A 26,059-nucleotide genomic window follows, 5' to 3' on the forward strand; every position below is an offset into this window, starting at 1 on the left:
TTCATTTTTCTTTGATGGTGTGTTCAATTACGCGCTTAAATGGCGGCAAGGAATCGAGCAGTGCTTTGCCGTAGCGCCGTGTGATGATCCGTCTGTCGAGCAGCACAACTCTACCAAAATCCTGCTCTTTGCGCAGCAGTCGGCCTGCAGACTGGATCAGCTTCTTACTGGCTTCCGGTACGGCAATCTGTAAAAAGGGATTACCACCCCGACTTTCAATGTATTCCGCATGCGCTTCTTCAACCGGCGAGGTAGGCACCGCAAACGGTATTTTTGTGATCACCAGATTTCTCAGAAGATGCCCGGGTAAATCGAGGCCTTCGGAAAAGCTGCCGGTGCCGAACAGAATGCTGGCTTTTCCTTGTTCGCAATTGCTCTTGTGTTTATCCAGGAGGATTGTACGTGACTCTTCTCCCTGTACCAGCAGTTCCCAGCTGTTTTTTTGACAAAGCGGCTTTAAGGCTTCCGCGACCTTGTTCATTTGCCAGTAGGAAGAAAACAGCACCAGGCTGGCGGTCTCCCCTTCAAAATACTCAGGCAGGGTTTCTATCAGTAAGTCAGTGAACTGCTCTGCCTGCGGCTCACATTTCATCTGCGGGATCACCAACCGGCCGTTATTCTGGTAATCAAACGGCGAGGCGAGGGCAAGAAAGCGTGTCCCCTCCGTTTCGCTGATACCGGCCTGACGACAGAAGTAGCTGAATTGATTCAGAGCCCTGAGTGTCGCCGACACTAAAATGGAACCTGCTGCCCGGCTCCACAAAAGCTGATCGAGTCGATAGCCGATTTCCAGCGGTGACACCTGAACGATAAAATCCCCGTCCTGTTCCGGATTTTTTTCCAGCCAGCGCGCTAACGGGGCACCCTGATCTTTGATGGGCTGTGCCATGAGCGACCAGACTTTCTCCAGATTTTCAAGCCGCTGCAGATAGTGGCCAGATTCTGCCAATGCCGGTTCTGCGCTACGCACCGGTACTTCGTCATCTTTCAGACGTTCAGTGATCATGTCATGCATTTTTGCCAGAGATTGCCTGGCTTTTTTGCTGGCATCCCGGCATCCCTGAGCCTCTTCTGTCAGCCAGGAAGGCAGTTCGCCGTGTGGAAAACGGTAACTGCCGTCTTTGCTGAATACCGCTGGATCGACCTGACTGGCCAGCTGGCGTAACGTCGGCACTAAGTGCTGGATAGATTCCTGCAGCGTATTTTGAAAACGGCCGGCCTTTTGAACATCAGCCAGATCAGCCAGCTTACTGACCGACTGATTGAGCTTTTCCAGCCAGTTACTGGCACCTTTCAGGCTGGCTGCCGCGGCAGAGAAGTCCCTTGCCACTTGTGGCAGGTGGTGCGCTTCGTCAATCGCATAAATGGTGTGTTCAGGCTCTGACAATATAATGCCGCCGCCTAATTCCAGATCAGCCATCAGCAGCGCATGGTTGGCAATAATCACATCGGCTTTATCCATGTGCTCTCTGGCTTTCGCAAAAGGGCAGCTGCGGTGTTTGGCCATGCCGGAATTACAACTGTGCTTATCCGATACGATTTGCTGCCAGACGCGATCCGGCACCACAGTCGGCCAGCTGTCTCTTTCGCCATCCCACTTTCCCTGTTGCCAGGCGGCAAGCATGCGTTTAAGCATACTGAGGTCAGACTTTTTCGGTTTCTCCTGCCAGAGCGCCAGCTGACTGTCGTCCTGACCGGCACAGCTGGCTTCAAGACGATGACTGCAACAGTAACGCTGACGGCCCTTTGCCAGAATAAAACTAAATTCTTTCGGAAAAATTTGCCTGAAAAGCGGTAAATCCTTATGAACCAGCTGCTCTTGCAAGGCAACGGTTGCCGTCGCGATCAGTACTTTTTTGTTATTGAACAGTGCAAACGGGATACAGCCAATCAGATACGACAGGGACTTGCCGATTCCCGTGCCCGCCTCTGCAACCAGCATTCGCTGTTTATCATGGTATTCGCCCGATAGCGTTTTAGCGATTTCAGCAACCAGATAGTTTTGCGCACGACGGGGTATAAAATGCTCAAGTTGTGCACTCAGGTTGGTATAGCACTGTTTAATATCACTTTTTATCTGGTTGTGAAGCATGATTGAAACTTAATCTGGATTGGGGCCGTCATTATAACACGAAGCTCTGGCCGTGGAGCTTCTCGCTGATCCTCGCGCATTTTTAACTTGAAATGGGATTCTCCTCACGAAATAAGATTGAACCCCAGTTGAATGGTGTGCTGTTAACTACTTGATTAATTCAATTACCTTAAAGTTGTGTATTTTAAGGTGTAATATTCTGCATTCATGTGTATTTAAATACTTTTGTGGCTATAAATTCTTTTATTTGATTCTATTAAGTAACCATTAAATTGCGTGTGCTAAGTGTATCTTTGTTAAATTTCTGCTAAATAAATATCTTAAGTAATTGAAAATTAAGGGTGTATGAAAAATTTGTTGTTACACAGTGAGAATTTGACATGGTAATAATTTCTCTGTCAGGATGAGTTCCGCAAGTTACGCCATCCCGGCATGGTTTTGCATGGTCAGGTTTTCTGAACCGAACACAGGCTGCCGGGAAGGGATATAAAAAAACAATAGGGATTCTGGAAATAGGAATTCCATCCATAAGAAAAGGCAGTGGATATCATGAAAAAAACGCTAATTGCACTATCTGTACTGGCTGCAGGCTCTGCAAACGCTTCTGTAAACCTGCTGGACCAAGACGGCGTTATCGTCGACTTGTCTGGTTCTGCTGAAGTTCAACTGTATCAAGGCATCGAGGCTAAAAGCGCAGACGTAGATCCAACTGTTCGTCTGGACGACGGTGACATCACTCTGAACACCACTATCCCGGTTAACAATAACCTGAACGTGGTTGCTGGTCTGAGCTTTGACCTGGCTGCAACTGATAAGTCTGGCGCAACCGGTGACTTCTTTGTTGACGAACTGTACGCTGGTTTCCAGGGCGCTGATTTCGGTACGCTGACTTTTGGTCGTCAGTACCTGATCTCTGATGACGCAGGTATCGGTAAAGACTACGAACTGGGTAAAGAGCAACTGGGTCTGGGTCCAACTCAGGGCAGCGAAGTAATCAAGTACGTTTACGACAACGGTCAGTTCTACTTCGGTACGTCTTACGACATCAATGCTAGTGAAAAAGTTGAAGCAAAAGTAAATGGTGTAGATGTTGTTTCTTATCCGAAGAACGGCGGTATCTGGGATGCGCGTCTGGGTGCCCGTTTTGGCGGTCTGGACGTTCGTGGCTACTACTACACCTCTGAAGATGTAAACGTCGATGGCGATGTAGATGGCTACAACATCGAAGCTGAGTACGTGTTTGGCGCCGTTGCTTTGGCAGCTTCTTTCGGTAACGTTGACATTGAAAATGCTGGTGATTCAGACGTAATCGAAGCTGCTGGTTCATACACCATGGGTAAAAACACTTTTGCTCTGGGTTATGTCTATGCTGATGCTGACGAAACCAACAACGTTTATGCTAACGTGACTCACCAACTGCACAGCAACGTGAAGCTGTACGGTGAGCTGGGCTGGGCTGACGGCGACGTTAAAGAGTACGATCTGGGCTACGTAGCGGGTATCGAAGTACTGTTCTAAGAACGGTTCTTACCTGATACAACAGATATTGCAAAAGCCGCCGTTTGGGCGGCTTTTTGTTTTGGTTGACAACACAACAAGACTGATTGGCTATGAAAAAAATTCTTTTATTTGCATCGCTGCTGGCGACGCATGTACAGGCGGCAACTTTGTCGGTAAGCAATGGCATTGAGCTGTTGGTGGTAGATGGTAAAGAAGTGAGCACATCGCTGTGGTCACGTGCGACAGAGGTAGAGCTGCCTGCGGGTAAGCATCAGGTAGTCTTGCGCTACGATGCCGAACTGAAAAACGGCAGCAAGAACACCATTTATACTACCCGGCCTTATTTATTTGAGTTAACTATGCCGGCGCAGGATGCCCGTATTGAACTGCCTGCCATGGTTGCTCTCAGTCAGGCTCAGGCTTATTTCCAGCGTGGCCCGGAATGGACGCTGGTGCTGGCCGATGGCAGCAAGCGTGTTTTACCTTTTGTTGAATTGCAGGGCGATGGCGTCGCGGCATTCAGTGATATGGAAGCCTTGGTGTCTGAGTACAACCGGCAGCACGCTATCACCTTTGAGCAGGGTTATGCCGTTGATTTGCAGCAAGCGGCTGTGGCAGTCGGGCAAGACGGCAAAGTGGAAATTACCGGTGACTCGCTGGCGCAGCTTAAGTTGTGGTACAGCAAAGCGAAACCCGAAGAGAAAGCCGCCTTCAAGGCATGGATGGCTAACCAGCCATAAAGGCGAAACGCTAGGGACAATACCACTATCAGGTGAGGGCAGGTTATGAGCGCTGATGGTGGTATTTACTGTGTGACTGACACTGATGGCAGCGAGGCTGCGCAGGGTCCTGCTCAAGGGTGGTTGTATCAATCGGTTCTTCGCAGTCGGTACAAATGCCGTACAAATCTAACCGTATTGCACATAATGCGGCATCAATGGCTTCCAGGCGCCGTGCTTTTCGTCCCAGTGCCGGTTCGGTGCTATGCGTTGCCAGCGTCAGCAATTCATTGATGGTTTTTTCGGGCTGTTTTTTTTCTGTGCTATCAGCACGAATAGCATTCAGCGCTGAATAGAGTTCCACTGAAAGTGCCTCATATTCTTGCTCCAGTCGAGTGGACTGCTGTTGCAGGTAATCACTATTCATAGAGAGACTCCTAGGTAAACTGAGTCACAGTGTATGCCTAAACGTCACGCCAATACTGACTTATGTCAAAGCAACAGCAGAATAACCCTTCTTTTTGTCGGTTTTTGTTGTCAATAGAATGCTTTATAGTTCCTTGCTGTTTTTATGTGGCCACTTTGCCACTTTTTTCTATTTTTCAGTACGTTAAATTTTGGAAAAGGAAGATACAATGGAACATGATTTCAAAGAACCGTATAATCTTAATTACTTTATCGGTTTTCTGATTGCTATGCTGCTGCCGACATTACCTGCAAGCCTGACCTGGCTGGGTATTCTGAGCAATTAATCCGTCAGTAGCGGAAAGCCTGAAACAGGCTGAAAGTAAAAGAGAGGGAATGTGAAACAACTGATCTGGCGAACCCTGTTGCTGGTTTCCGGCTGGTGTTTCGTAATCTTAGGCGTGTTGGGCATTTTCCTTCCTCTTTTACCTACCACTGTCTTTTTATTGTTAGCCAGCGCCTGTTTCATGCGTGGCTCCCCCAGAATACACGCCTGGTTACACAGTCATCCTAAGCTGGGTCCCGTACTGGATAACTGGCATCAGCATCATGCCATCAGCCGGGCAGTCAAACGGCGTGCCAATCTGACCATAACCCTCAGTTTTGCTTTATCTATCTTCATCGTGCCTGTCTATTGGGTCAAAGTTTTACTGTTTGTAATTGCTATCGTTCTGCTGATTTGGTTTAACCGTTTACCTGTCAGGGAAACGCAATGTTCCGGACGTGGTGAAAGCCGTTAACCCCGGTGAGCTCTTACATTTCAGAGTGAAAGTTGCCCCTTACCGTAAAAATCACTACTATTTGCGCCTAAACTGCCTGATAACAGGCGTCAAATACCTAAACAAACTGCTGTAGTTATGCAGCCGGTGGAAAAGACTATGAGCCAAGATACCCTTGTCCAAGACGATTTCAGTTTGATCAAAAACAGCATCAAAACGATTCCGGATTATCCTAAGCCAGGCATACTGTTTCGCGATGTTACCAGCCTGATGGAAGACCCGGCCGCGTACGGTGCAACGATGCAAGTTTTGCTTCAGCAGTTCAGTGACAAAGGGATAACAAAGGTCGTTGGGACCGAGGCTCGGGGTTTTCTGTTTGGTGCCCCGCTGGCGCTGGCGCTGGGTGTCGGTTTTGTACCGGTACGCAAGCCGGGTAAATTACCGCGCAATGTGATCAGCGAAAGTTATGAGCTTGAATATGGCCAGGACACGCTGGAAATCCATGTAGATGCCATTGTTGAAGGCGATAAAGTATTGCTGGTCGATGATCTGCTGGCAACCGGCGGCACCATTGAAGCTACCACGAAACTGGTTCGCCGTTTGGGCGGTATTGTGGAAGATGCGGCTTTTGTCATTAACCTGCCTGAGATTGGTGGTCAGCAGCGGTTGCGTAATATTGGCCTCAATGTCTTTAGTATCTGCGATTTTGACGGTCATTGATTGACCCGTTCTGTTTAAATCTGGGGGATGTGGATTTTCAGGTTAAAATGTTGTCAGTAACAATCTGGAAAGGAAACATCCCCTTGAGTTCTCTCGCGCCTTTTCACTCCCTGTGCTAGCATGGTCGACTGGATTCAGTCTGGCGGATCACCGTCACTGATTGATCGGATTCTGTAGGATTTATCACCATGAGTTACCAGGTTCTGGCTCGGAAATGGCGGCCGCATCGTTTTGATGATGTGGTAGGCCAATCCCATGTCCTGACAGCCCTGACCAATGCGCTGACACATAACCGACTTCATCATGCTTACCTGTTCAGTGGTACCCGTGGCGTGGGGAAAACAACCATTGCCCGCCTGTTTGCCAAAGGGCTCAACTGTGAACAGGGCATCACAGCATCCCCCTGTGGCAAGTGCCATACTTGTCTGGAAATTGAGCAGGGACGTTTTGTTGATCTGCTGGAAATAGATGCCGCCTCCAGAACAAAGGTCGAAGATACCCGGGAACTGCTGGATAACGTACAGTACAAACCGGCGCGAGGGCGCTTCAAGATCTATTTGATCGATGAAGTGCATATGCTGTCTCGTCACAGTTTTAACGCCTTGCTGAAAACGCTGGAAGAGCCGCCAGAGCACGTAAAATTCATTCTGGCGACCACAGATCCTCAAAAACTGCCTGCCACGATTCTTTCCCGTTGCCTGCAGTTTCATCTCAAGCATCTGGATAATGCCCAGATACAGCAACAGCTGAGCCATGTCCTGACCGAAGAAAGTGTCACCTTCGACAGCAAAGCGCTGAGTCTGCTGGCACGTGCTGCAGAAGGCAGCATGCGAGATGCACTCAGCCTCACCGATCAGGCGATTGCTCTGGGTAACGGCCAGGTACAGTCAGACTCAGTTGCGGCTATGCTCGGTACGCTCAATACAGAGCAGGCGCTGTATCTGCTGGAAGCAATGGCTCAGGGCCAGGTCGAGCCTGCAATGGCTTGCCTGGCAGAGCTGGCCACTGTTGGTGTGGAGTGGGATAGCCTGCTGAGTGAATTAGCCGCGCAGCTTCATCGTGTGGCTATGTATCAGGTGTTACCTGCCGCGCTGGATCTGTCCGCACCTGATGCCGACAGAATCGTTCTGCTGGCCAAATCAATGTCGCCGCAAGATGTGCAGCTGCACTACCAGATCGCATTGCAGGGCCGGCAGGATTTACCTTTGGCACCGGATGGCCGTACAGGACTGGAAATGGTGCTGTTGCGTATGCTGGCATTCCGTCCTGTCGCGGCGGGCGCATTAACTCCTCAGGCGGTTCCTGTACCGGCATCAGTACCAGCTGGTCGTCCGGCTGCATCTCAGCCAAGAACTGCACCTCCGGACACTTCAGCGGTTCGACCGGCAGTGCAGTCAGAAGCGGTAAGGCCTGTATCTGAAGGTGACTCACCTTCGCAGCCTGTAGCGGCTTCCGAGACAGCAACAGTTCACGATCCTGCATCAGTTCGTGAGCTTTCGTCAGTTCGCGAGCGAGCAATGGCGCCTGATCATGCCCCTGAGCCGCAAACGGCACCTCAGCCTGTAATGCAAGCGCAGCCGGCTGAGCACAACCCGCCGCAGTCAGCGGCAATGACACAGGCTGCATCACCGGCGTCCGGGCTGCTGGCGGCAAGAAATCGCTTGCGCAGCCAGAGCCGGCGAGGCCAGGAAGCTGCCGAGCCAAAAAAGACTGAGCCGGCGTCGGTGAAGAAACCTGCTTCCAGTGTGCTGGAACGGATCACGAGCCAGCATGCTGGTCGCCGTTCTCAGCCAGCAGGCGCAAATCACGTGTCGCCGGTCGCTCAGCAACAGCCAGTTGAGCCAGCCAAAGCTGAGGATTATCAGTGGCAGCCGACGAGTCAGCCCGAGCCTGACACGCAATTGCCGGAGGTGATCGCGCCCACCGATCTGAAGCAAGCGCTGGAGCACGAAAAAACACCTGAAATGGCGGAACTGCTTGTCAGTGAAGCGGCAAAGCAGGATAGTTGGTCAGAACTGGTGACCCGGTTAAATACCGATCGTTTGGTACAGCAATTAGCATTAAATTCTGCGATGGAGCAGCAGGGTAGTGACCTGACTTTGTATCTGCGTCCGTCTCAGCAGCATCTGGATACACAAAAAGCCAGGGCTCAGTTAAGCACAGCACTGGCTGAGATACTGGGACAAGAGATAGAATTACACATCAAGCCTGGTGATAATGGACGTACTCCCCTGGAATGGCGGGAATACATTTATCAACAGAAACTGGATCAGGCTAAGACAAGTCTGCAGCAGGATCCTCACGTGACTTTCATCTGTCAGCGATTCAGTGCTGTACTTGATGAAGAGAGCGTAAGACCCTTATAAATTAACCAGACCGATAGAGAGAGAAGATATGTTTGGTAAAGGTGGTATGGCGAACATGATGAAGCAGGCGCAGCAGATGCAAGAGCGTATGCAGCAAATGCAGGAAGAAATCGCCAACATGGAAGTGACAGGTGAAGCGGGTGCCGGCATGGTAAAAGTGACCCTGACCGGCGGTCACAGCGTTCGTCGTGTTGAGCTGGATGACAGCTTGATGGAAGACGATAAAGAAATGCTGGAAGATCTGATTGCGGCTGCTTTTAACGATGCGGCACGTCGTATTGAAGAAGCGCAGAAAGAAAAAATGGCCAGTGTTACCGGCGGCATGAACTTGCCTGCTGGCTTCAAGATGCCATTCTAATCAATGCGTACCAGTCCGTTACTTGAGCAGTTGATGGACGCGCTGCGCTGCCTGCCCGGTGTTGGGCCAAAATCAGCGCAGCGTATGGCTTTCAGCCTGTTGCAACGCAACCGTCAGGGTGGGTTGCAGTTGGCTGATGTGCTGGGGAAAGCCATGACCGAAATCGGCCATTGCCGCGATTGCCGTACCTTCACTGAAGAAGACGTGTGTGCTATCTGCGAAAATCCCCGTCGTCTGGAAAATGGCCAGATTTGTGTGGTGGAAAGTCCGGCAGATATTATGGCCGTTGAAGCGACAGGTCAGTTTTCAGGCCGATATTTTGTGCTGATGGGACACCTGTCGCCATTAGATGGCATCGGCCCGAGCGATATCGGGTTAGATGTGCTGGAATACCGTTTGCAAAATGAACACATTGCCGAGCTGATCCTGGCCACCAATCCCACGGTTGAAGGTGAGGCTACTGCGCATTTCATTGCCGAGCTTTGTCAGGCTTATCAGGTACCTGCGACCCGGATTGCACATGGTGTACCGGTGGGTGGTGAGCTGGAGCTGGTGGATGGGACAACACTGTCGCATTCTCTGGCAGGCCGGCAGAAACTGTATTAAAGCCGCTTTGCCATATTCTTGACCTGTTATGAATAACCGACGATTACCGTCGGTTTTTTTCGTTAAAGGTTGGCGTTCAGCACTTGAGAGCGGGTATTCAGTCCGGTTAACAGCACGGCTTTTTCACTCATGATATCAATCCGGTTACTTTGTTCCGCATTGAGCTGAAAATACTGGTTGATAGCGGTAATCTGCTTGTTGCTGAATGCGCTTTCATTACCTGTTTTCAGCTCATTAAAGTGCGTCGGCCGAATCTGCAGATAACCACCACTGACTTCCCACCGGCCATATTCAGTAATCGTCAGGTGAAGCTGGCCCTGCTCCTCATTAATCAGAGTCACCCGGGTTACCCGGGAATATGACTGGTTAGGCATATAGACAATATGGCTGGTTTCAATGACCTTTTTAAGAATTTCGAGCCCGGGCACCTCTGTTGAAGCCACATCTGTGACCGCGTAAGACTGCCAGTTATGCGAAGTAAGAAAACGGGAAATCTTATGGTCACTGCTGAAGAAATAGTAAAGGCTGCCCAGGGTCACCAGGCTTGTTAATGCAATGATGATGAACAAGTAATATCTGTGCGTTTTGCCCGGCTGGGTTAGTGTACTGAACATGGCAGATCCCTTTCTCTGTCAAGTGTCACTATCGTCAGTGTCATATTTTTCCGGTAATCAGCCGGCGTATAAATCAGATTAATCCACAGCTGATTATGCGCCCCGCCTGTGACAATGATTTTGGCCGGTGCTGCTGACGGCTTGTTGTCATTGTTCAGCATCTGGGCGGAGACACATTGCCTGATGAGTGGACGCCATTTCCCGGTAACCTCAACCTCACTGGGAATCAGCACGGGAATATCATTGATCATAAAGGCTTTATAGAAGGCGCTCGATGAAGGTGGCGGTGCCAGGTATGCCCAGAGCGGTAATACAATACACAGTATGAAGGTTGCCAGGGCGCTGATCATGTACCTGGGCTGGAAAAACCGGTGTGTTGACGGGGCGTGCGTTATCTGTGTCGCTGGCTGTATACACGTTGTGTCAGGTGTATCCTCAGCCAGGCTTGCAGATACCGGAAATGGTTTGGGCGAATCAATGAAGCCATCATTGTTATCAGTCTGTACACCATTGGGGATATCGGCTGGAGGGGCAGGGGCTGCGTCAATACGATCGACACTGGCTATCATCTGATAACCGCGCTTGGGTATCGTCTTGATAAAGGCTGGCGAGCGAGTTGAGTCCTGCAGGTACTTACGCAAGGTTGAAATCGATTGGGTCAGGCTCGAGTCATCCACCTCAAACCCTTGCTCGCGCCAGATAAAATCATGCATACGCTGACGGGAGATTATGGTGCCCGGTTCATCCAGCAGCAAATGCAATGCCCGGCTTTCATTGATACCTAAATAAATGGTTTCTTCCGGCTGAAGATTGTCAGCCAGGCTATTGTGTTGGGGGGAGAAAGTAAATCTGTTGCCAATCAGAAATTTACAATGCGTATGATCCATTACCAGCCTTTTGGTGACTTGTGACTCGTATATCATAGTCGTCCGATCGTTCATTGAATAGCTAAGATGCTGACTTGAGGGCAATCTTAGATTTTTTCACGCTAAGGCTTGATTTAAGTTGAACTGACCATATCTAGGTATCAGTAATGAGGTAAACCTGGATTACGGAGTTCAAATGAGCGAGCAAACTTTAGAGAAAAATAAAGAAACACGTGGTTTTCAGTCAGAAGTGAAGCAATTGCTTCACTTAATGATCCACTCATTGTACTCAAATAAAGAGATATTTTTACGGGAGCTGATTTCCAATGCTTCTGATGCGGCTGACAAACTGAGGTTTCGTGCCCTTTCATCTCCTGAGCTGTATGAAAACGATGGCGAGCTGGCAGTGCGTTTGTCGTTTGATGAAAAAGCGGGCACTGTCACTATCAGTGACAATGGTATTGGTATGACCCGCGATGAGGTGATCGAGCACCTGGGGACTATTGCCAAGTCCGGTACTAAAGACTTTTTCTCGAAGCTGAGTGAAGATCAGAGCAAAGATTCTCAGTTGATTGGTCAGTTTGGCGTCGGCTTCTATTCTTCGTTTATTGTTGCCGATGCAGTGACTGTCAAGACCCGTGCCGCCGGTGCGGCCGTCGAGCAGGCGGTAAGCTGGCACTCAACCGGTGAAGGCGACTATACGGTTGAGGACATCGAGAAAACAGGCCGTGGTACCGAGATCATTCTTCATTTGCGTGAAGAAGAAAAAGAATTCCTCAGCGAGTACCGCCTGCGCAATATCATCAGTAAATATTCAGACCACATTGGCATTCCTGTGCTGATGGAAACGGCTGAGCACGATGAGGAAGGCAAGGAGACCGGTAAAAAGTGGGAGCAGGTCAATAAAGCACAGGCGTTATGGACCCGCAGTAAATCTGATATATCAGATGATGAGTACAAAGAATTCTACAAACACGTCTCCCATGACTTTGCTGAGCCACTGAGCTGGAGCCATAACCGTGTGGAAGGCCAGCAAGACTACACCAGTCTGCTGTATATTCCGTCCAAAGCGCCGTTTGACCTGTATAACCGCGACAGCAAGCACGGCCTGAAACTGTATGTTCAGCGTGTGTTTATCATGGACGATGCCGAGCAGTTCATGCCGATGTACCTGCGCTTTATGCGCGGTCTGATTGACTCGAATGATCTGCCGTTAAATGTGTCCCGTGAAATTCTGCAGGACAACAAGGTGACTCAGGCGCTGCGCAAAGCCTGTACCAAGCGTGCCTTGTCCATGCTGGAAAAACTGGCGAAGAAAGATGAGTATGCATCGTTCTGGCAAGAGTTCGGCCAAGTGCTGAAAGAAGGTGTGGCGGAAGATTTTGCCAACCGCGAGAAAATTGCCGGGTTGCTGCGTTTCAGTTCAACCCATAACGATACGTCTGAACAAAGCGTTTCTCTGGCAGATTACGTCAGCCGGATGAAAGAAGGTCAGGAAAAGATTTATTATATTACCGCAGACAGTTTCAAGGCGGCGAAAAACAGCCCGCACCTGGAGCAGTTCCGTGCCAAAGGCCTGGAAGTGGTGCTTATGCACGACCGCATTGATGAATGGCTGATGGGTCATCTGCCGGAATTTGACGGTAAGCCGTTCCAGTCAATTACCAAGGCTGGTCTGGATCTTTCTAAGTTTGAAAACGAAGAAGAGAAAGAAGCGCAGCAGCAGACAAAAGAAGAATTTGCTTCGGTTATCGAGCGCACCAAAGCCTATTTGGGTGATCGTGTGCAAGATGTCCGGGCAACGTTCAAGCTGCAGGATACACCGGCTGTGGTGGTGACGGATGAAAATGAAATGGGAACACAGATGGCGAAACTGCTGGCTGCGGCTGGTCACGAAGCGCCGGAAGTGAAGTACATTTTTGAGCTGAATCCGAAACACCCGGTAGTGAATCGTATGGCCGATGAAGCAGACGAAGACGCATTTGGCCGCTGGGTTGAGATGTTACTGGGGCAGGCGATGCTTGCTGAACGGGGTTCGATGGAAGATCCATCCCAGTTCCTGGCGGCAGTCAATAAACTGTTGGCGCAGCCATAATAAACCACGGGCGCAGAGGCAATCTGCGCCCGTTTTGCTTCAAAGAGTATGCTGATAAAGAATGTAATCGTTTAGCTTCCAGGGACGCGGACTTGCGAGTATGGTCTAATCAGTGTATTTTTCTGACTTTCCAAAAACTCCGGCTAATTACTAGAAAAGGGGATCAAGATGCGCATCATTCTTCTGGGCGCTCCAGGTGCAGGTAAAGGCACACAGGCACAATTCATCATGGAGAAATTTGGTATTCCTCAGATTTCGACGGGTGATATGCTGCGTGCGGCAATCAAAGCGGGTACTGAGCTGGGTAAACAAGCGAAAGCCGTGATTGACGCAGGTCAGTTGGTGTCTGACGATATTATTCTGGGTCTGGTCAAAGAGCGTATTGCTGAAGACGACTGTGCAAAAGGCTTCCTGCTGGACGGTTTCCCACGCACTATTCCTCAGGCTGATGGCCTGAAAGAAGTTGGCGTGGCAGTGGATTACGTCATTGAATTTGACGTTCCAGACAGCGTAATTGTCGAACGTATGGCGGGCCGCCGTGTACATTTGGCGTCAGGCCGTACTTATCATGCCGTTTACAATCCGCCGAAAGTGGAAGGTAAAGATGACGTCACTGGCGAAGAACTGGTTATCCGTGAAGATGACAAAGAAGAAACAGTTCGTGCACGTCTGGGTGTATACCATAATCAAACGGCTCCGCTGATCAGCTATTACAGCAAAGAAGCCGATGCTGGCAACACTACCTACATCAAAATTGATGGTACACAGCCAGTGGCTGATGTCAGTGCAGAGCTGGCAAAAGCTTTAGCTTAATCGAATATCAGTGATGTTCCACAGTCAATGCGATTAACCGGATCGGGTTAACAGACTGTATGGTCAAAAAGCGGGAGGTTAACAGCCTTCCGCTTTTTTTATGCTGAAGACTGCGATACCCAGGGCAAATCAACCGCTTAATGGTACACTATCACTGTCATTGAATAACAAGATGAACTGCAGGTGATGATGGAGAATAAAGGCATTGGCGTACTCTTGGTCAATCTGGGTACACCGGATGAAGCAACCCCAGCGGCGGTAAAACGTTTTCTGGGTGAATTTTTGAGTGACCCCCGTGTCGTCGATCTGTCTAAATGGCTATGGCGACCGGCGTTGTACGGGGCAATTCTTCCTATCCGTTCTCCTAAGGTTGCGAAACTGTATCAGTCGATTTGGCTTGAGGAAGGCTCGCCGCTGATGGTCTATTCGCAGCGACAACGCGACGCGCTGGAAGAAAGGCTGAACATACCGGTTGCACTCGGTATGACGTACGGTAACCCCAGTATTCAGTCAGCCTTGTCGATGCTCAATGATCAGGGTTGCCGAAAGGTGATTGTCTTACCGCTCTATCCACAGTATTCGCGCACGACTACCGCTGCTGTGTTTGATAAAGTGGCGCGCAGCCTTCAACAGACAGATTATCTGCCAGAGCTCAGGTTTATCAATCAGTACCAGGACCACCCTGGCTATATTTCGGCGCTTGCTGAATCGGTCACTAATGTCTGGGCCGAGCATGGAGAGCCTGACTACTTGTTGTGCTCGTACCATGGAATTCCAAAACGTTACGCTGATCTGGGCGATCCTTATCCCGAGCACTGTAACCAGACAACGGCACTTCTGGCGGAAGCGCTGGCGATGCCAAGAGAAAAGATGAGCATGAGCTATCAGTCAATTTTTGGTCGTGAAGAATGGTTGAAGCCCTATACCGAGCCAACGATTATTGAACTGGCAAAAAAAGGGGTTAAACGGCTGGATGTGATTTGTCCTGCGTTTTCAGTCGATTGTCTGGAAACCATCGAAGAAATCGCAGAGGGCTGTAAAGATGCCTTTATCAATGCCGGAGGTGAAACCTTCAACCTGATCCCCTGCCTCAATGATAACAGCACCCATATTGCTATGATGGAAACCCTGATCCGGCAGCATACCCAGGGCTGGTAACCTTTTCTTAACTTCTACATATATCATGATCTGGCTCGCACTTATTGTTTGGGCCATTTCTTCACTGAACTATATTTTGTGATATCATCCGCAAGTTTTTTCTACCCGGCAGCGCGATATCATGAAATTTCCTGGTCAACGTAAATCAAAACACTATTTTCCCGTCCATGCCCGAGATCCGCTTCTGACTCAGGCCAGCAGCAAACCGCTTGCGCGTACGCATGTCGTTGGCATAGACCAAACGCTGGTGGATATTGAAGCGTGTGTCGATGATGAGTTTCTGAGTCGCTATGCGCTGAGCAAAGGACACTCTTTGGTTATCGCCGAAGAGGCAGCAGAAGCACTTTATCGTGAATTGAAAGAAAAAGACTTGATTCGTCATGAGTTCGCGGGTGGAACGATAGGAAATACGCTGCACAACTATTCGGTACTGGCGGATGATAAATCCGTGCTTCTGGGCGTGATGAGCCAGGATATCCAGATTGGCAGTTATGCATACCGGTACCTGGTCAATACATCCAGCCGTATGGATCTGAATAACCTTCAGCCGGTGAACGGGCCGATTGGCCGCTGCTTCGCCTTGATCACGCCTGATGGTGAGCGGACGTTTGCCATTAACGAAGGCCGGATGAACCAGCTGGAACCAGACAGCATTCCGGAATCGATCTTTGAGCGTGCTTCTGCGCTGGTGCTGACGGCATACCTGGTGCGTTGCAAAGAGGGCGATCCAATGCCGGAAGCCACCATGCGTGCCATTCAGTATGCCAAGAAATACGATGTGCCGGTTGTACTGACATTGGGTACCAAGTTTGTGATTGCGGATGATCCGCAATGGTGGCGCGATTTCCTGCGTGAGCATGTCACGGTTGTTGCTATGAATGAAGACGAAGCCGAAGCACTGACAGGATTTTCCGATCCATTACTGGCTTCTGATAAAGCCCTGGATTGGGTTGATTTTGTGTTGTGTACCGCGGGTCCTGTAGGTTTGTACACAGCAGGTTATACGGAAGAGAGCACTAAGCGAACGACCAGTCTGCCGCTGCTGCCTGGTGAAATTCCTGAGTTTAACCGCTACGAGTTTAGTCGTCCGATGACCAAAGCCGATTGCGAAACGCCTCTTCGGGTTTATTCGCACATTGCTCCTTATATGGGTGGGCCGGAGCGCATTAAAAATACCAATGGTGCCGGGGACGGCGCACTGTCCGCGCTACTGCACGATATGGCAGCGAACCGTTACCATAAAGAAAACGTGCCGAAATCCAGTAAGCACAGCTACGATTTCCTGGCCTATTCATCGTTTTCTCAAATCTGCCTGTATTCGAATCGCGTCAGTTACGAAGTGCTGGCTCAGCACTCTCCGCGTTTGTCACGAGGATTACCCGAGCGGGAAGACAGTCTGGAAGAGGCGTATTGGGAACGTTGATATCCCCGATTCCGATGAAAAGCACAGGCTTTCATGTTTGTAAAAAACCGCCATTTTGGCGGTTTTTTGTTTTTCAGCCTTGGTAAGATCGGCATGATTCTGGGTTTAGAGTCACGGTTATATTCAGGCAAACGATTTCGTTTGATAGGTTTTGTTAATTACTTTCAGAAAGCCTACCAAATAAGGCGCTCAGCATGTCGTGATGAAAACTGGCCGGTGAGGATGATTTTGCACTAAAGACGCGACGCGAAAAGTGTGCAGTATTGGCCTGCTTGCCATGATTTTTTTTCAGAAGGTAAAATATTTAGATTTTGATTTTTGCTCAACTTCGCGGCGTTTTTTTATGCTTTTCATGTAATTTCAGCTCAAGTCATTCGACAAAGCTAAGGTGGCTACCTGAAAATGGGCGGGCAGTGAGATATTTTATCCGGCCTTCATGTTTCAGTTTTTATGTCAGTTGATAGAATTAGCGGGATGTAACTTTGTGACAAATGCAGATATAGTGTGCTCCATCTTGGGGAACCCCACTTTCTGATAGGTATAACCTATCAAATTGAGAGGCCAGGACATCAGCACATTGTCGTTCTGAATGTTATGCTTTGCCGGAATTAGACCCGTCAAACTTGTATACCTGTTAGGGAAAGATAAAGAACATGGTCATACCTGAAAACAGCGATATTGTTATTTTTGGTGCCTCAGGCGATTTAACGTATCGTAAGCTTATCCCAGCGCTGTATCATCTGTATGTTAATCAGATGCTACCTTCTGATTTCTCTATCCTTGGCGTAAGCCGTACTGCAAACAGTGATGAGGAATACAGAGAAAAAGTCCGGGCTTCTCTGGTCAAAACCGAGAAGACGGATCCCGAGAAGTTGGCTGCATTTTGTCAGCATGTTGGATATCAGGCCATCAACACGTTAGATTGTGATGACTATGGTAAGTTGCAACAGCGACTGGAAGAAAAAGCCACTCAGTCTGTTGCTCCTCGTAACACTCTATTCTATCTCGCCACTCCCCCCAGCTTATATGATGTGATCCCGGCCAGTCTGGCTGCCCATGGTCTGAATGATGAAAGCACCGGCTGGAAACGACTGATCATCGAGAAGCCGTTTGGCTACGATTTGGAAACCGCTCAGGAACTGGATAAGAAACTGCACAAGCACTTCAAAGAAAGCCAGATTTTCCGTATTGACCATTACCTGGGCAAAGAAACGGTTCAGAACCTGCTGGTATTTCGCTTTGCTAACGGTATGTTTGAGCCATTGTGGAACCGTAACTTTATAGACTACGTTGAGATTACCGCTGCGGAATTCCTGGGTGTGGAAGAACGCGGTGGCTATTACGAAAACGCAGGTGCGGTTCGCGACATGCTACAGAACCATCTGCTGCAGGTTTTGGCCATGGTTGCTATGGAGCCGCCATCGGCGATTAATGGCAACGTCATGCGTGATGAAGTGGCCAAAGTGCTCAATAGCCTGCAGCCGCTGTCTGAAGAAGATTTGCGGAAAAACCTGGTTCTGGGGCAGTACACAGCTTCTGAATTGCGCGGGAAAGAGCTTGCCGGTTATCGTGAAGAGCCGGGTGTTGCTGAAGATTCCCGTACTGAAACTTATGTCGGCCTGAAAGCCTTTATCAATAACTGGCGCTGGAACGGTGTACCGTTTTACATCCGAACCGGTAAACGTCTGCCAACGCGTGTCACCGAAGTGGTTATTCACTTCAAGAAAACGCCGCACCCTGTATTTGGTAAAGATGCGCCCGATAACAAGCTGGTTCTGCGTATCCAGCCTGACGAAGGCATTTTGATGAACTTTGCTCTGAAACGTCCGGGCGCAGGATTCAAAACCCAGGAAGTGGCGATGGATTTCCGTTATGACGAACTGGTTGACAGCAATGTGCTGACAGCCTACGAGCGTTTGCTGCTGGATGCCATGGCCGGTGACTCAACCTTGTTTGCACGCAGCGATGCGGTTGAGGCTTGCTGGCGTTATGTTCAGCCGATTCTGTCATTCAATCAGGATCCGCATGCCCTGTTTGGTTATGCTTGTGGTACCTGGGGGCCGAAAGAAGCCGATGAACTGCTGGCCAGAGATAATCGCCAGTGGCGCTTCCCGTGTTCAAACCTGACTGATACCGAATACTGCGAGTTATAATTATGACTGATCTTAAAATTCATGCTGATGCGCAAGCCGTGGTTAAGAGCCTGGCTGACGACATGATGGCTATCAGCCAGCAAGATAAGCCTGTGCATATTTCGCTGTCAGGTGGTAGCACACCTAAACAGTTGTTTGCCGCTTTGGCCCAGGCACCGTATGCCGAAGGTGTTAACTGGCAGAATCTGCATTTCTGGTGGGGCGACGAGCGTTGCGTTGCACCGGATGATGCAGAAAGTAACTATGGTTGTGCCCAGGCACTGTTGTTTGATCACGTTGCAATCCCGGTAGCCAATATCCACCGCATCCGTGGTGAAGATCAGCCTCAGGCCGAAGCCAAGCGTTTCGCTGAAGAAATGGCAGCGGTGATTCCGGCTGAAAACGGATTACCTGTTTTTGACTGGATTTTACTGGGTGTCGGCGACGATGGTCATACTGCGTCTCTTTTCCCGGGACAGACTGACTATGATGAACCCGGTTTAAGCCTGGTTGCGCCTCATCCGCAAAGCGGTCAGTTGCGTGTCAGCAAATCAGCCCGTCTGCTGGAAGCGGCAAAACGAATTTCTTATCTGGTTATCGGTGCGGGTAAAACCGAGATTGTGGCAGAAATCCACTCTCAGCCAGCCGATAGCCTGCCTTACCCGGCCGCCAAAATTCAGGCTCGCCAGGGTAAGACCGAATGGTATTTGGATGCACTAGCAGCCAGTAAGTTAGCGATTGGAGAATAAATAAATGAAAGGTGATATTGGTGTAATCGGCCTTGCCGTTATGGGCCAGAACCTGATCCTGAACATGGATGACCACGGTTTTAAGGTCGTTGCGCATAACCGTACAGCTGCCAAAGTCGACGAATTTCTGAATGGCCCGGCTAAAGGCACTAAGATTCAGGGCGCTTACAGCCTGCAGGAGCTGGTAGACAAGCTGGAAGCTCCTCGCAAAATCATGCTGATGGTACGTGCCGGTGATGTGGTCGACAGTTTTATCGAGCAACTGATCCCGCTGCTGGACAAAGGCGACATCATTATTGATGGCGGTAACTCTAACTACCCAGACAGCATCCGCCGTGTGGATTACCTGAAAGACAAAGGTCTGCGTTTCATCGGTGCGGGTGTCTCCGGTGGTGAAGAAGGCGCACGTTTCGGACCTTCTATCATGCCTGGTGGCGATGCGGAAGCATGGCCATTCGTGAAGCCGATTTTCCAGGCGATTGCGGCTAAAACTGAGCAGGGCGAGCCTTGCTGCGACTGGGTTGGCGAGTCAGGTGCCGGTCACTTTGTAAAAATGGTTCACAACGGTATCGAATACGGTGATATGCAGCTGATCAGCGAAGCGTATCACTTCATGAAAACCGGTCTGGGTATGACCCACGAAGAAATGGAACAGACGTTCCGTGACTGGAATGAGACTGAGCTGAACAGCTACCTGATCGAAATCACTGCTGATATTCTGGCTTACCGTGATGAAGATGGTGAGCCACTGGTTGAGAAAATCATGGACTCGGCCGGCCAGAAAGGCACGGGTAAATGGACAGGCATCAATGCGCTGGACATGGGCATTCCGCTGACACTGATCACTGAATCTGTGTTTGCCCGCTGCCTGTCTTCGCTGAAAGGTCAGCGTGAAGAGGCAGAGAAGCTGTTTGGCAAAACAGTCGAAGCTGTTGAAGGCGACAAAGCAGAGTGGCTGGACGCAGTACGTCACGCACTGCTGGCCTCTAAGATTATCTCTTATGCACAAGGCTTTATGCTGATGCGTCAGGCGTCTGACGACAACGGCTGGAATCTGAACTACGGTAACGTTGCTCTGATGTGGCGCGGTGGCTGTATCATTCGTTCAGCTTTCCTGGGCAACATTCGTGATGCATTTGAAGCGGATCCTTCACTGGCGTTCCTGGGCTCGGATCCATACTTCAAAGCAATCCTGGAAAACGGCATGAAAGCATGGCGTAAAGTGGCAGCTAAGTCACTGGAAATTGGTCTGCCAATGCCGTGTCTGACATCTGCACTGACCTTCCTGGATGGCTACACCACTGCGCGTCTGCCGGCAAATATGATTCAGGCACAGCGTGACTACTTTGGTGCGCACACCTATGAGCGTATCGACCAGCCACGCGGTCAGTATTTCCATACTAACTGGACGGGCACTGGTGGCGATACTGCCTCCACAACCTACGACGTATAATCGCAGCACGCTGTTCTGCGGTTAATCGACAAATAAAAAAGGAGCCTTTGGCTCCTTTTTTATTTGTGCTATCCAGCTTTCAGCGCTTTGCTGCCTGCGCATCAGGCCGTCATGCCGCTGTTAGCTTGTGGGCACCGTTGTAACAGATACAGTGTGGACAGACATGATCTGACGGGGGCGTGCGGGTGATAAAAAGGGGAAAGGGGCCTTCCTGGCCCCTTTTTGTTGCCTTTGCGTGCGGAGATAAGGCAGGCAAAGGCGGACGCGCTCTTGGATGGAGTAACGCTCGGTAATTAAGCCTTCTGATAGGCTTCGTTGTGGACGGCAGCAACCGCACGACCAGATGGGTCAGCACTGTTTTTAAAGCTCTCATCCCATTCAATGGCTTTGGCACTGGAGCAGGCGATAGACGGGCCACCCGGCACACATTTAGCGGCATCTTCCAGCGGGAACAACTCTTCAAAGATTTCACGATAGACGTAGGCTTCTTTGGAGGTTGGTGTGTTGTAAGGGAAGCGGAAACGGGCAGTTTCCAGCTGCTGATCCGTCACTTTCTCTGCGGCGACTTCTTTCAGCGTGTCGATCCAGTTGTAACCAACACCGTCAGAGAACTGCTCTTTCTGACGCCATGCCACAGATTCAGGCAGCATGTCACCAAAGCACTCACGGATAATGTGCTTTTCCATTTTGCCGTTGCCGCACATCTTATCCTGCGGGTTGATGCTCATAGCGACTTCCAGGAACTCTTTATCCAGGAATGGCACACGCGCTTCAATCCCCCAGGCCGCCATGGATTTGTTGGCACGTGCACAGTCGAACATGTTCAGAGCCAGCAGCTTACGCACTGTCTCTTCATGGAATTCCTGCGTGTTAGGCGCTTTGTGGAAATACAGGTAACCACCGAAGACTTCATCAGCCCCTTCGCCAGACAGTACCATTTTGATACCCATGGCGCGGATTTTACGTGACATCAGATACATAGGTGTGGAGGCGCGAATCGTTGTGACATCGTAGGTCTCAATGTGATAAATCACATCACGAATCGCGTCGAGGCCTTCCTGAACCGTATAAGTCAGCTCGTGGTGTACCGTGCCGATATGATCGGCCACTTTTTTCGCGGCTTTCAGATCCGGTGCGCCTTCCAGACCAACGGCAAAAGAGTGCAGTGTTGGCCACCAGGCATCAGATTTTTCGTCATCTTCAATACGGCGGGAGGCAAACTGCTTGGTAATTGCTGAAATCACCGAGGAATCCAGACCACCCGACAGCAGAACACCGTAAGGCACGTCTGTCATCAGCTGGCGCTTCACTGCGTTTTCCAGCGCTTTTTTCAGTTTGTCTTTGTCTGTTTTCGCATCACGAACCGCGTCATACTCCATCCAGTCGCGTTTGTAATAGCGGACAGGTGCCTGAGCCGGTTCGCCTTTCTTGCTCCACAGGTAATGACCCGGAGGGAATTCGCTGATGGTTTTACACACCGGCACCAAAGCTTTCATTTCTGACGCTACATAGTAGTTGCCGTGCTCATCATGACCATGATAGAGAGGGATGATGCCAATGTGGTCACGACCAATCAGGTAAGCATCCTGTTCTTCGTCATACAGAATAAATCCGAAGATACCGTTCAGGTAGTCGAGTAATTCAGGGCCTTTCTCTTTGTAAAGCGCCAGAATAATTTCGCAGTCAGATTCAGTCTGAAACGGGTAGTCGGCAGCCAGTTCAGCACGTAGGTCTTTGTGGTTGTAGATTTCGCCATTGACGGCCAGTACATGGGTTTTGTCTGTGTTGTACAGTGGCTGCTCGCCGCTGTTCAGGTCCACAATGGCCAGACGCTCATGAACAAGAATGGCCTTGTCTGACGAATAGATGCCTGACCAGTCTGGACCACGGTGACGCATTTTCTTTGACATTGCCAACGCGGTTTCACGCAGGGCAGATGGGTCACTTTTTATATCTAAAATCCCGAATACTGAGCACATACTGACTACTCCAACATAAAGTTAAACTTGGGAAACAAAGCGATTAAAAAAGGGTTTATTATTTTATCCCTGAGCTTTTGTTTCGTTCTGATTGTTAAAATTGCGTATTCAACAAACAAAAGCAACTAAAAATCCCATATCAATGTAATAAACTCACCTTTGGTGAATATTATTTAATTAAATTGAGTTTAACCGAATGAAATCTTAAATCAGGAGGTTTTTGGACCAAATACTGAACGGCAACTTTCGCTGCCGTGCAGTAATCTTGGGGTCAATTAAAAGGATTTGATGTCGGTAGTCACCGACTCGCAGACATGGCGAGCAAAACCGTTGCCAGCTTCACGATAGATATTAAAAGCGGCATCGACGCCCAGCTCTCTTAAGGTCGCTTCTTCATCTTCGTAGCGGGCGATAGCGGCAATCTTCCCTTTATAGCCAAGTTGCCTGATTTGCTCGAGAGCGAACGCATTTGCCTGGCTGTGCGGCATGGCCAGTAGTATTAACCGCGTCTGATGGCGAGAGACCACCCGGGCCCAGAAGTCTGGGTCGGTCGCATCACCGAGAATGACGTGGCGGCCTTCTTTGGCATGTTCTTCCACAGATTCTTCCCGGTTTTCAATACCGACGACTTGCGGACCAAAGCGGCGGATCATTTCTTCATAAGCTCCGGTACCAATACGACCCATGCCCAGAATAAGAATCTGTTTATTGCCTAAGTCAATCAGCCTGTCATTGCTGTTGAGCTTGTCCGGCTCAAATTCTTTAAGCCAGCGGGTACTTTCCATATAGATACGATGGCTGAAACTGTTCAGCGGCGCTGATAACAGGAAAGAGAGCGACACGGCGATAGCTATAGCGACAAGAAAATCTCCCGGTAACCAGCCCAGGCTGTAGGCGAGCCCTGCGACAATCAGTCCAAATTCGCTGTAGTTAAAGAGTGTTAAAGTGCCGAGAAGCGAAGTACGTACCCGAAAATGGAAGCAATGGAAAACCAGGTAGTAAAGTAAACCTTTTAACGGCAATAAGGCCAGCAGCAATATCGCGAGCCAGAAGCCTGTCCACGTTGCAGGCTCGGCCAGGCCAATGTTGAGGAAGAAGAAAACCAGCAGAAGCTCTTTGAGGTTAAACAGTGATTTGGACAGCTCAGAGGATTTAGGATGGGCCGCCAGCATCATTCCCATTATCAGTGCGCCGAGATCGGCTTTCATGCCAACAAAAGTGAACAAACCGGCACCGGCGACAAGCGCCAGGAAAATGCCGTACAGTACCAGCATTTCACCATGACCGGCTTTATCCATAATCTTAAACAATGAGGGACGCAGCAGGGGCAATGCGAATAAGGCCAGTGCGGTGATCTCTGGTAGCTTTCCGGTTGATGCCGTAAGAAATATAACCGCGAAAATATCCTGCATGACGAGAATACCTATGGCGATAGTGCCGTAGGTTGCGTTCAGCTCCCCTTTTTCCTGCAGCGCCTTGATGGCAAATACTGTGCTGGAAAAAGAGAGGGCAAAGCCCAGCAAAGCGAGCTGTGTTAGCTCTAGCTCGCTAAAGATACCTAAACCGAGCTGCTTTAAACCGAACAGTGCCAGCGTAAAGATAAGGGTAGTGAGCAGGTTATGTATTGTGGCGCCGGCCCACACCTCTTTTTGTAGCAGGGTTCTGACATCAAGCTTTAGCCCGATGCAAAAAAGCAGAAGGGTTACGCCCAGATCAGCAAGTGTATCAATAACAGGTGTGGAGGCGTAACCGAATGAATTTAAAGTAAATCCTGCCAATAAAAATCCAACTAGTGGCGGGAGCTTGGCACGCAGTGCCAGATAGCCGGCGAGAAACGCGGCGATAATGTAAATCAGATCCATCATGAAATGTGATTTCCAGACTATTGATAAGCGTTGGTATTTCAATTAGTTGCATTGATGGGGGAATATAGCACAGGGCATGTCTGTGGCGATACATGCCCTACAAAAAACAGGGTTTTTGAGAGGTCAGCCGGGAAGGGGTTCCCGGCGTAGAATTAATCTTCCAGCAGGCGCTGCAGCAGAACGCCATTTAGCATGGCACGTTTGATCATGGAAAATGCACCAATAGTCGGCTGCGTATAGAGCTGAGACTCAACGATAGGCAACGACTGGTGGAAGGTTGACAGCGATTGGGTTTCAACACATCGGCGGATTGCGGGAAAGATAATGTCCTTGGCTAAGGTGATATTCCCTGCCACAACGATTTTCTGTGGGTTGAACAGGTTAATTGTCATCGCCAGGGCTTTACCTAGCTGGTAACCCACTTTGACTAAGGCCTGGGTTGCCAGCTCATCACCCTGATTGGCTGCCTCGCAGATAGCAGGCATAGTGACATCTTCGAGTTTTTGTAGGCTGCTTGGGTAACCTTGTGCCAGGAGCGCTTTAACATGGCGAATAATCGCCGGATCGGCGGCAACAGTTTCCAGACAGCCAAAGTTACCGCACTGGCATTTATCACCGAGTGGGTCAATCTGAATATGGCCGATTTCACCGACGTTGCGGTTATAACCAAGAAATACCTGGCCATTGACGATAATGCCTGCTCCTGTCCCACGGTGGACACTGACCAGAATGGAGTCGCGGCAGTCCTGGCTGGCGCCAAAATAATGCTCAGCTAATGCCAGCCCGCGGATATCGTTACCGACAAAGCAGGAAACGCCATATTTATCAGTAATGATATCTGCCAGAGCCAGAGAGTCGACCGAGATGTTGGGCATGTACTCGACAATGCCTTTTTCCGGGTCAATCAGGCCTGGAAGGGTAATGCCAAAAGCAATCAGCTCTCTCAGAATGGTCTGATTGGCACCGATAAACTGCCTGATATGCTCAAGTAAGCCATCAACCAGTTCTTGTTGATTTGAGTAGGGAAAGTGATGAGCTGTGCCAGCCAGACTCTTACCACCTAAATCGTACAGGGTCAGTTCGATATAATCGCGGCCCAGACGGACAGCGACAGAGTGAAAGGGAGCTGCTTCTGTTGTCAGCGAGATGGCTCGTCGGCCACCGGTTGAAGCCTGCTGTGCGACCTCTTTAATGAGGCCGCGTTCCAGCAATTGGCGGGTTATTTTGGTCACGCTGGCCGGGGCTAATTGACTTACGTCTGCCACTTGTATGCGAGAAATTGGGCCTTGCAAGTCAATGAGTCGGTAAACCGCTGCACTATTCAGCTGTTTTACCAGGTCGACATTACCGATTTGTCCGCCATTCAT

The 26,059-nt window shown here is 49.7% G+C and carries 21 protein-coding genes; 14 read left to right on the forward strand and 7 right to left on the reverse strand.

Annotated features, from left to right (window positions below):
• Position 1: 1 nt before the first annotated feature.
• Positions 2-2,092 (reverse strand): ATP-dependent DNA helicase DinG, encoded by a 2,091-nt coding sequence (gene dinG, locus Q4491_RS07005; protein WP_303455987.1) that lies wholly within the window; start codon positions 2,090-2,092, stop codon positions 2-4.
• 549 nt (positions 2,093-2,641) lie between these two features.
• Here dinG and Q4491_RS07010 point away from each other — a divergent pair.
• Positions 2,642-3,610 carry a porin gene (locus Q4491_RS07010; protein WP_303455988.1) on the forward strand — a complete coding sequence of 323 codons (969 nt, stop codon included), beginning with the start codon at positions 2,642-2,644 and terminating at the stop codon, positions 3,608-3,610.
• A 92-nt stretch (positions 3,611-3,702) separates the two neighbouring features.
• The gene (locus tag Q4491_RS07015) at positions 3,703-4,332 is read left to right on the forward strand and encodes a DUF2057 domain-containing protein (protein WP_303455990.1); all 630 of its coding nucleotides are present in this window, start codon (positions 3,703-3,705) and stop codon (positions 4,330-4,332) included.
• A gap of 43 nt (positions 4,333-4,375) precedes the next feature.
• Here the strand turns inward: Q4491_RS07015 and Q4491_RS07020 are convergent, their stop codons facing one another.
• Positions 4,376-4,738, reverse strand: a complete 363-nt coding sequence (locus Q4491_RS07020) for a conjugal transfer protein TraR (RefSeq protein WP_237794345.1) — start codon at positions 4,736-4,738, stop codon at positions 4,376-4,378.
• A 376-nt stretch (positions 4,739-5,114) separates the two neighbouring features.
• On the opposite strand from Q4491_RS07020, the gene Q4491_RS07025 reads away from it, so the two are divergent.
• The 5 genes from Q4491_RS07025 to recR all read left to right on the forward strand — a co-directional run bounded on the left by Q4491_RS07025 (position 5,115) and on the right by recR (position 9,545).
• Positions 5,115-5,516 carry a YbaN family protein gene (locus tag Q4491_RS07025; RefSeq protein ID WP_303455993.1) on the forward strand — a complete coding sequence of 134 codons (402 nt, stop codon included), beginning with the start codon at positions 5,115-5,117 and terminating at the stop codon, positions 5,514-5,516.
• 138 nt (positions 5,517-5,654) lie between these two features.
• Positions 5,655-6,215 carry an adenine phosphoribosyltransferase gene (apt, locus tag Q4491_RS07030; RefSeq protein ID WP_218384143.1) on the forward strand — a complete coding sequence of 187 codons (561 nt, stop codon included), beginning with the start codon at positions 5,655-5,657 and terminating at the stop codon, positions 6,213-6,215.
• Positions 6,216-6,403: 188 nt separating this feature from the next.
• Positions 6,404-8,581, forward strand: a complete 2,178-nt coding sequence (gene dnaX, locus Q4491_RS07035; RefSeq protein ID WP_303455997.1) for a DNA polymerase III subunit gamma/tau — start codon at positions 6,404-6,406, stop codon at positions 8,579-8,581.
• 28 nt (positions 8,582-8,609) lie between these two features.
• Positions 8,610-8,939, forward strand: coding sequence for a YbaB/EbfC family nucleoid-associated protein (locus Q4491_RS07040; RefSeq protein ID WP_192014823.1), 330 nt, complete (start codon positions 8,610-8,612; stop codon positions 8,937-8,939).
• A 3-nt stretch (positions 8,940-8,942) separates the two neighbouring features.
• Positions 8,943-9,545, forward strand: coding sequence for a recombination mediator RecR (recR, locus tag Q4491_RS07045; RefSeq protein WP_027252661.1), 603 nt, complete (start codon positions 8,943-8,945; stop codon positions 9,543-9,545).
• A gap of 62 nt (positions 9,546-9,607) precedes the next feature.
• Here the strand turns inward: recR and Q4491_RS07050 are convergent, their stop codons facing one another.
• Entirely contained in the window at positions 9,608-10,159 is a 552-nt protein-coding gene (locus Q4491_RS07050; protein WP_218384139.1) for a regulatory protein ToxS, read from the reverse strand.
• The gene (locus tag Q4491_RS07055; protein WP_192014825.1) at positions 10,144-11,046 is read right to left on the reverse strand and encodes a transcriptional regulator; all 903 of its coding nucleotides are present in this window, start codon (positions 11,044-11,046) and stop codon (positions 10,144-10,146) included. Before Q4491_RS07055 ends, Q4491_RS07050 begins: the two co-directional genes overlap by 16 nt.
• 175 nt (positions 11,047-11,221) lie before the next feature.
• Here Q4491_RS07055 and htpG point away from each other — a divergent pair, with 175 nt between their 5' ends.
• From htpG to gnd, 7 genes are all read left to right on the forward strand, one after another.
• Positions 11,222-13,120: a molecular chaperone HtpG gene (gene htpG, locus Q4491_RS07060; RefSeq protein ID WP_192014826.1), complete on the forward strand. Its 1,899-nt coding sequence runs from the start codon at positions 11,222-11,224 to the stop codon at positions 13,118-13,120.
• A gap of 168 nt (positions 13,121-13,288) precedes the next feature.
• Positions 13,289-13,933: an adenylate kinase gene (adk, locus tag Q4491_RS07065; RefSeq protein ID WP_027252658.1), complete on the forward strand. Its 645-nt coding sequence runs from the start codon at positions 13,289-13,291 to the stop codon at positions 13,931-13,933.
• Between the two features lie 189 nt (positions 13,934-14,122).
• Positions 14,123-15,091, forward strand: a complete 969-nt coding sequence (gene hemH, locus Q4491_RS07070) for a ferrochelatase (protein ID WP_192015053.1) — start codon at positions 14,123-14,125, stop codon at positions 15,089-15,091.
• Between the two features lie 121 nt (positions 15,092-15,212).
• Positions 15,213-16,514: an inosine/guanosine kinase gene (locus Q4491_RS07075; RefSeq protein ID WP_192014827.1), complete on the forward strand. Its 1,302-nt coding sequence runs from the start codon at positions 15,213-15,215 to the stop codon at positions 16,512-16,514.
• A 653-nt stretch (positions 16,515-17,167) separates the two neighbouring features.
• Entirely contained in the window at positions 17,168-18,667 is a 1,500-nt protein-coding gene (zwf, locus tag Q4491_RS07080; RefSeq protein ID WP_192014828.1) for a glucose-6-phosphate dehydrogenase, read from the forward strand.
• Positions 18,668-18,669: 2 nt separating this feature from the next.
• Positions 18,670-19,395 carry a 6-phosphogluconolactonase gene (gene pgl, locus Q4491_RS07085; RefSeq protein ID WP_192014829.1) on the forward strand — a complete coding sequence of 242 codons (726 nt, stop codon included), beginning with the start codon at positions 18,670-18,672 and terminating at the stop codon, positions 19,393-19,395.
• A 4-nt stretch (positions 19,396-19,399) separates the two neighbouring features.
• Positions 19,400-20,848: a decarboxylating NADP(+)-dependent phosphogluconate dehydrogenase gene (gene gnd / locus Q4491_RS07090; protein WP_192014830.1), complete on the forward strand. Its 1,449-nt coding sequence runs from the start codon at positions 19,400-19,402 to the stop codon at positions 20,846-20,848.
• A gap of 293 nt (positions 20,849-21,141) precedes the next feature.
• Here the strand turns inward: gnd and asnB are convergent, their stop codons facing one another.
• From asnB to Q4491_RS07105, 3 genes are all read right to left on the reverse strand, one after another.
• Complete coding sequence (gene asnB / locus Q4491_RS07095) at positions 21,142-22,827, reverse strand: asparagine synthase B (protein WP_192014831.1); 1,686 nt, start codon at positions 22,825-22,827, stop codon at positions 21,142-21,144.
• A 275-nt stretch (positions 22,828-23,102) separates the two neighbouring features.
• Positions 23,103-24,689: a cation:proton antiporter family protein gene (locus Q4491_RS07100; protein WP_192015054.1), complete on the reverse strand. Its 1,587-nt coding sequence runs from the start codon at positions 24,687-24,689 to the stop codon at positions 23,103-23,105.
• A gap of 155 nt (positions 24,690-24,844) precedes the next feature.
• Positions 24,845-26,059 (reverse strand): ROK family protein, encoded by a 1,215-nt coding sequence (locus Q4491_RS07105; protein ID WP_218384128.1) that lies wholly within the window; start codon positions 26,057-26,059, stop codon positions 24,845-24,847.

This window comes from Photobacterium sp. 2_MG-2023, from assembly GCF_030547675.1.
Lineage (GTDB): Bacteria > Pseudomonadota > Gammaproteobacteria > Enterobacterales > Vibrionaceae > Photobacterium > Photobacterium arenosum.